At 66.0% G+C, this 6187-nt stretch carries 9 protein-coding genes; 7 read left to right on the plus strand and 2 right to left on the minus strand.

Going from position 1 to position 6187, the window contains the following annotated elements; genetic code table 11:
- Nucleotides 1-251: 251 nt before the first annotated feature.
- The 7 genes from fdxA to ASE88_RS00425 all read left to right on the plus strand — a co-directional run bounded on the left by fdxA (nt 252) and on the right by ASE88_RS00425 (nt 4837).
- The gene (fdxA, locus tag ASE88_RS00395) at nt 252-593 is read left to right on the plus strand and encodes a ferredoxin FdxA (RefSeq protein ID WP_031393648.1); all 342 of its coding nucleotides are present in this window, start codon (nt 252-254) and stop codon (nt 591-593) included.
- Between the two features lie 203 nt (nt 594-796).
- A complete protein-coding gene (locus ASE88_RS00400) occupies nt 797-1330 on the plus strand; it encodes a CarD family transcriptional regulator (RefSeq protein ID WP_055882213.1) in 534 nt (177 codons plus the stop codon).
- 340 nt (nt 1331-1670) lie between these two features.
- Nucleotides 1671-1982, plus strand: a complete 312-nt coding sequence (locus tag ASE88_RS00405; RefSeq protein ID WP_055882210.1) for a hypothetical protein — start codon at nt 1671-1673, stop codon at nt 1980-1982.
- A gap of 57 nt (nt 1983-2039) precedes the next feature.
- Nucleotides 2040-2822, plus strand: a complete 783-nt coding sequence (locus tag ASE88_RS00410; RefSeq protein WP_056474113.1) for a hypothetical protein — start codon at nt 2040-2042, stop codon at nt 2820-2822.
- 27 nt (nt 2823-2849) lie between these two features.
- On the plus strand, nt 2850-3212 hold the full coding sequence (locus tag ASE88_RS00415) for a Rap1a/Tai family immunity protein (protein WP_055882204.1): 363 nt from the start codon (nt 2850-2852) through the stop codon (nt 3210-3212).
- Nucleotides 3213-3346: 134 nt separating this feature from the next.
- A complete protein-coding gene (locus ASE88_RS00420; RefSeq protein WP_055882202.1) occupies nt 3347-4078 on the plus strand; it encodes a head GIN domain-containing protein in 732 nt (243 codons plus the stop codon).
- 36 nt (nt 4079-4114) lie between these two features.
- Nucleotides 4115-4837, plus strand: a complete 723-nt coding sequence (locus ASE88_RS00425; RefSeq protein ID WP_056474116.1) for a GIN domain-containing protein — start codon at nt 4115-4117, stop codon at nt 4835-4837.
- A 19-nt stretch (nt 4838-4856) separates the two neighbouring features.
- Here ASE88_RS00425 and ASE88_RS00430 read toward each other — a convergent pair whose 3' ends face one another.
- Both ASE88_RS00430 and ASE88_RS19290 read right to left on the minus strand, forming a co-directional pair.
- Complete coding sequence (locus ASE88_RS00430) at nt 4857-5261, minus strand: DUF1489 family protein (RefSeq protein ID WP_056474125.1); 405 nt, start codon at nt 5259-5261, stop codon at nt 4857-4859.
- 31 nt (nt 5262-5292) lie between these two features.
- Nucleotides 5293-6187, minus strand: an 895-nt coding sequence (locus tag ASE88_RS19290) for a magnesium transporter (RefSeq protein ID WP_235527597.1), incomplete at its 5' end; no start/stop codon positions are given.

The following is a 6187-nucleotide window of genomic DNA, read 5'->3' on the forward strand; positions in this document are numbered from 1 at the left end:
GAACGCTGGACGCGGACATCCGTCATCCTGACGAAAGTCAGGACCCAGAGCCAAGCGGGCCGTTCCTTCGCGACTCTGGGTCCTGACTTTCGTCATGATGACGTTGGAGGAGGGGACGGTGGAGGTCGGCGGGTGTGGGATAGCTTGATAACGTCTCGCAGAAGGCTTGCTATGATTGACGCGAGGGACCTGCGGGCATAGTCGCTGGCGCGTTCGTCGCCGGAAAGGAATCCGGCCCAGGAGTTCTCATAATGACCTACGTCGTCACCGACGCCTGCATCCGCTGCAAGTATATGGACTGCGTGGAAGTGTGCCCGGTCGATTGCTTCTACGAGGGCGAGAACATGCTGGTGATCAATCCCAGCGAGTGCATCGATTGCGGCGTGTGCGAGCCCGAATGCCCCGCCGAAGCGATCCTGCCCGACACCGAGAGCGGACTCGAGCAATGGCTCGAGCTCAACACGACCTTCTCGGCGCAATGGCCCAACGTCACGCGCAATGACAACCAGACGCCCCCCGACGCCGATGCGATGAAGGGCGTCGAGGGCAAGTTCGACAAGTATTTCTCGCCCGAACCCGGCGCAGGGGACTGATAAGAGGCGGCGAATCCGGAAAAGGGCAAGCCGCCTGCCACGTTCGGCTGGTAATTTTGTTGCAAAGCTGCTAGATGGGTCCGTGACGGGCGCGGTGACTCACGTCGTGCGCCTGACGTTTAGACCTATCCCTCCCCCCGATGCAGCAGCGACGAGTCCTTCGTCGAGGCGTCGCGTGGAGGCCTGATCCGGAAAGGCCCCAAATGGCTGCCAAGGCACTGTCCTTCGATGTCGGTGATTTCGTCGTTTATCCAAAGCACGGGGTCGGCCGTGTGATCGAGCTCCAGCGCTCGGAAATCGCCGGCATGACACTGGAACTCTATGTCCTGCGGTTCGAGAAAGAGCGCATGACGCTCCGCGTGCCGACCAACAAGGCCGAAAGCGTCGGCATGCGCAAGCTGTCGTCGGACAAGACGATGCGCGAGGCGATGGACACGCTCAAGGGCAAGCCCAAGGTCAAGCGCACCATGTGGTCGCGCCGTGCGCAGGAATATGAGGCGAAGATCAATTCGGGCGACCTGGTGTCGATCGCCGAAGTGGTCCGCGACCTGTTCCGTGCCGACGACCAGCCTGAGCAGAGCTATTCCGAGCGCCAGATCTTCGAAGGCGCGACCAGCCGGCTCGCGCGCGAACTGGCCGCGATGGAAGAGCTCGACGAGCCCAAGGCGCAGGAGAAGATCCTCGACATCCTGCGCGCCGCGGCCGCGATCTACAACAAGGACAAGGTGCCGGTCTGACGCCCGCGCTCCTTGCCGAGACGAAAGGGCGGTCCTGCGGGGCCGCCCTTTTTCGTTATGGTCGGATCTGGAACGTGCGTCGGCCGGACGCCGCGGCTCGAAATGGCGTCCGTCTTGTCCAAGTATCTCTTCGACTATACGATATGAATTCTGCAATTCTGAACACAAGCTTGCGACACGTAGAGAAAGCGACCGCCCGTCTCGTTGCACCGCCAATCCAGTCCTAGGTGCCGAGATCGGCCAATTCTCACCGCATGGCACGAACGTCTCGACGGATATCGATTGTCATTCCGTCGACTCTCCGCTGACTGGCGCCATCCAGTCTTGGAAGGATAAGTATATGCGTTCGAATCTCCCGAAATACCCGACGGTTGCCCTCATCCTGATCGCCGGGATCGGGCTTAGCGGGTGCGCCACCAAGGGCTTCGTCCGCGAGCAGATCGCCGTGGTCAACACGCGGATCGACGGCCTCGACGGGCAGCTGCGGACCGTCGAAGGCACGTCGGGCCAGGCGCTGGCCCAGGCGCAGGCGGCCGCCGGTCAGTCGCAGCAGAACGGCCAGCGGATCGACCAGATCAACAGCCGCGTCGATGGCCTCGACCAGCAGATGCAGATGCAGGCCAAGCAGCGCCAGCGCAAGCCGCGCGGCTAAGCCATCATCGCCAGTGCCTGCATCGACGGACGGGCCCGGCCGGACATCCGCATCGTGATGTCCGCCGGTTTGTCCCGTCGCGCGTGTCGTACAGGCTTCGGCCTGGCGATCGCGCTCGCCCTCGTCGCGCCGCAAGCGGTGTCGGCGAGAGCGGGGGCGGGGGCGGCCGCCGTGACGGCCGCGACCAAGTCGCGCAAAGCCAAGCCGAGCGCGCAGGCCAAGCGCGCGCGTGCCAAGGCCGCCAAGGTCGTGGCGCCGCCGCTGGTGTTGCCGCCGCAATCGGAGCCGGCGAGCCGCATGATCGCCTGGATCGCGGCCGAGCATGACAATGGCGGTCTGCCCTATGTCGTGATCGACAAGCAGGCGGCGTCGTTGCTGCTTTTCAGCGGCAAGGGCGATTTCATGGGCGTGACACCGGTCCTGATCGGCGTTGGCATCGGCGACGACTCCTCGCCGGGTATCGGGGCCAAGGATCTGGCCGATATCGGTCCGGCCGAGCGGACGACGCCCGCGGGGCGGTTCGTCGCGAAGTTCGGTCGTGCCTTTGGTCGCCAGCGCGTGATCTGGGTCGATTATGCGAATTCGGTGGCGCTGCATGCGGTGATCACCACGCACAAGAGCGAGCACCGCGTCGACCGGCTGGTGTCGCCGTCGCCCGACGACAACCGCATCAGTTTCGGCTGCATCAACGTCGGCACCAAATTCTATACCCGTACGCTGACGCCGGCGTTCCAGAAGAAGGGCGGGGTCGTCTACATCCTGCCCGACACGAAATCGCTCGACGACGTGTTCCCACGCGTGCGCCTGCTGCCCTATGTCAGTGCCGCCGTCGCGCGTTGAAGTGCGGTCCGGCGCGAAGGGAAAACGATGATCCTGCTGATGCTTGCCGTACTTGCCGCGACCGATCGTGCGCCTGCTCGCAAGACCGATGGGGCGCCCGATCGAGCGGTGGTGGTGAGTTCGCTCACGACCCAACAGCTTCTCGAATTCTGCCAGGGCAAGGATAGCGACCCGAGCGCGAACTTCTGCACCGGATACATCCTTGGCGAGTTCGACGCGCTGTCGCTGGCGGGCGACATCTGTCCGCTGCCGGCCAGCGTCTCGAACATCAAGGTCGCGGCCACGGTGCGCGGCTATCTGCGTGCACGCGCCAAGAAGACGGGCACCGGTGCGCCGTCCTTCGTCGTGCGCGATGCGCTGCGCGACGCCTATCCGTGCAAGCGCAAATAGCGCGACGATCGGTCCCGGCATCGTGCCCCCGACCGGGGCGCATCGTCACCATTCCCTAAAAAGCATCGCGCGCAAATCCGCTTGGCACCGCTTCCGATCAGGTGTATTGTTTTGACAACACACAGGAGGCTGCGATGAACTTTCTTGCGCTCGGGCTGATCATCCCTCTTGCAGCCTGCTCGTTCGGCTGGGACGGCGACGCGGAGGGATCGGGTGTCGCTGCCTCGGGGTCGGGCACGACGCGCACCTTCCAGATCGTCGATTTCCACCAGATCGACCTGCGCGGCGCGGACGATGTCGACGTCCGCCTCGGCACGGGCTTCTCGGTCCGCGCGGAGGGGCCGACCGAGCAGCTCGACCGGCTGCGTATCGCGCGTGACGGCGCGACGCTCGATATCGGCCGCAAGAACGGGACGGGCTTCGGCTGGAGCAAAAGCGCGAAGGTCAAGGTGTACGTCACGCTGCCGCGGCTGAGCGCGGCGACCGTCTCCGGCTCGGGCAACATGGCGATCGACCGGGTCGAGGGCGGCGCGTTCGCAGGCGGGATCGCGGGCTCGGGCAATCTGACGATCGCCGCGGTGCAGGTCGACGCGGCGAACTTCTCGATCGCGGGCTCGGGGACCGCGCGCGCCAGCGGCGTCGCGCGCAACCTGAACGTCGAGATTGCGGGCTCGGGCGATGTCGACGGCGCGCGGCTGCAAGCGAGATCCGCCAAGGTCGAGATCGCAGGCTCGGGCAGCGTCCGCGCGGTCGTCGACGGCCCCGCCAAGGTCGACATGATGGGGTCGGGCGACGTCGACCTCGGCCCACGCTCGCGCTGCACGATATCGAAGATGGGCTCGGGCAACGTGCGCTGCGGCCGCTGACTTGCGCGATGCGGCGGGAGCGGCGACGGTGCGGGCATGAGATATCTGCTTGCATCGTCGCTGCTCCTGTCGTCGCCGGCGTTCGCACAGCCCTCCACCGCCAGCCGGACCGAGTCGGTCGGCAGCTTCGATCGGGTGCGCGTAGAGGGGCCGTTCGAGGTTCGCGTCACAATCGGCTCCCCGCGTGCGACGATCACCGGCGATCCCCGTGCGACTCAGGGGGTGGCGGTGCGGGTCGACGGTACGACGCTGTCGGTGCGCAAGGGCACCGGCGGCTGGGGTGAACAGGGGCGGGGCCAAGAGGGGCGGGGGGCAGGACCGATCGTGATCATGCTATCGACGCCCGGGCTGTCCTCGGCCAGCGTGGCGGCCGGTGGACGGCTGACGATCGCCAGGATGCGCGGCATGCGGGTCGATGTCACGGTCAGCGGCAATGGCAGCCTGTCGGTTGCTGCTGCCGATACCGACCAGTTGAACGCGACGCTGATCGGCACGGGGCAGATGACGCTCGCGGGCCGCGCGGCGCGGGCGCGACTGGTGACGAGCGGGCCGGGCGCGATCGACGCATCGGGGCTGGCGGTCAACGACCTGACCGTCCATCTCGACGGGGTCGGCGAGACGAAGGCGGCGGCGCGCTACACCGCGCAGGTGACGAACAGCGGGCTGGGGACGGTGACGGTCACCGGTGCTGCGAAATGCCGGGTGGATGCCGCGGCGGGCGGCCCGGTCGTGTGCGGGAAAGCGGGCGACCCTTCCTGAGGCCAGAAAGGTGGGCCGCTCAGATCAGCGCGAGTTCGGCCAGTTTCGTCATCAGCGCGGGCGGCATCACGTCGAGCCCGCTTGCATCGCCGCCCAGATCGAGCGGGGCGTCGGCGCCTTCGAGATAGCGCCAGCCCTGATGCGCGCGCTTGGGGCGTGCCTGGACGAGCACGAGCTTGGGATCGATATGGATCGCGACGCGGCCACCCTCGGCTTCGCCGAAGCCGAGGATCGGCGAGCGTGCGATCAACTGGTGCTTCAGGATCCAGAACATCGATCCCTGTCCGGCGACCTCCTCGTGCCGCTTGGGCAGATAGCGCGTGGTGAGGAACACGGGCCCCTCCTCGCCACGCAGGCGAAGCCGCTCGGCGAGATGGTCGACGCTGTCCGCGCCGAACGCGACTTTTGTTAAGTGAAGCGGCATGTCGCTGGAAATGGGCCTTAAACCGCGCCGATCAACCGTGCAGACCCCAAAGACTGGCGAGCCCGAGGAACGAGAAGAACCCCATTGTGTCGGTCATCGTCGTCACGAACACCGCCGACGACACCGCGGGATCGATCCGGAACTTGTCGAGCGTCACCGGCACCAGCACGCCGCTGAGCCCCGCGACGATGTTGTTGGTGAGCATCGCCGCCGCGATCACGATCGACAGATTCTCGTTATGGAAGATCACATAGGTACCGCAGCCGATCAACGCCCCCAGCATCACGCCGTTCGCAGCCGCGATGCGGAATTCGCGGCCGATCATCCGCCGCGTATTGGAGCTCGTCAGCTGGTTGGTCGCGAGCGCACGCACCACCACCGCGAGCGTCTGCGTCCCCGCATTGCCGCCCATGCCCGAGACGATCGGCATCAGTACCGCGAGCAGCGCGAAGCTCGCGATCGTCCCCTGGAACAGCCCGACCACCGACGACGCGACCATCGCGGTGCCCAGATTGACTACGAGCCAGGTGAAGCGCGTCCGCACGGTCAGCCGGATCGGCTCGTTGATGTCGCCGTCGCCGGCGCCTGCCAGACGCAGCGTATCCTCGCCCGCCTCTTCGGAGATGATGTGGACGATATCGTCGACCGTGATCATCCCGACCAGCCGGCCGCCATGATCGACCACCGCGGCGGAGATCAGCGCGTATTTCTGGAAGCGCAGCGCCACCTCTTCCTGGTCCATGTCGACCGGGATCAGCGTCTGTTCGCGCTTCATCACGTCGGCGATCGCGATCCCGCGCGGCGTGCGCAGCATCCACGACAGCTGACACGTGCCGATCGGCTTGTGCGCCGGGTCGACGACGAAGATCTCCCAGAAATCGGTCGTCAGCTCCTCATGGCCGCGCAGATAATCGATCGCGTCGCCG

Origin of the sequence: Sphingomonas sp. Leaf38, assembly GCF_001421825.1 — a bacterium.
In the GTDB taxonomy this organism is placed as follows: domain Bacteria; phylum Pseudomonadota; class Alphaproteobacteria; order Sphingomonadales; family Sphingomonadaceae; genus Sphingomonas.

What these genes read in the sequence shown, in the direction of transcription:
- fdxA (WP_031393648.1), top strand. Translation starts at nt 252, where the DNA reads ATGACCTACGTCGTCACCGACGCCTGCATCCGCTGCAAGTATATGGAC.
- ASE88_RS00400 (WP_055882213.1), top strand. Translation starts at nt 797, where the DNA reads ATGGCTGCCAAGGCACTGTCCTTCGATGTCGGTGATTTCGTCGTTTAT.
- ASE88_RS00405 (WP_055882210.1), top strand. Translation starts at nt 1,671, where the DNA reads ATGCGTTCGAATCTCCCGAAATACCCGACGGTTGCCCTCATCCTGATC.
- ASE88_RS00410 (WP_056474113.1), top strand. Translation starts at nt 2,040, where the DNA reads ATGTCCGCCGGTTTGTCCCGTCGCGCGTGTCGTACAGGCTTCGGCCTG.
- ASE88_RS00415 (WP_055882204.1), top strand. Translation starts at nt 2,850, where the DNA reads ATGATCCTGCTGATGCTTGCCGTACTTGCCGCGACCGATCGTGCGCCT.
- ASE88_RS00420 (WP_055882202.1), top strand. Translation starts at nt 3,347, where the DNA reads ATGAACTTTCTTGCGCTCGGGCTGATCATCCCTCTTGCAGCCTGCTCG.
- ASE88_RS00425 (WP_056474116.1), top strand. Translation starts at nt 4,115, where the DNA reads ATGAGATATCTGCTTGCATCGTCGCTGCTCCTGTCGTCGCCGGCGTTC.
- ASE88_RS00430 (WP_056474125.1), bottom strand. Translation starts at nt 5,261, where the DNA reads ATGCCGCTTCACTTAACAAAAGTCGCGTTCGGCGCGGACAGCGTCGAC.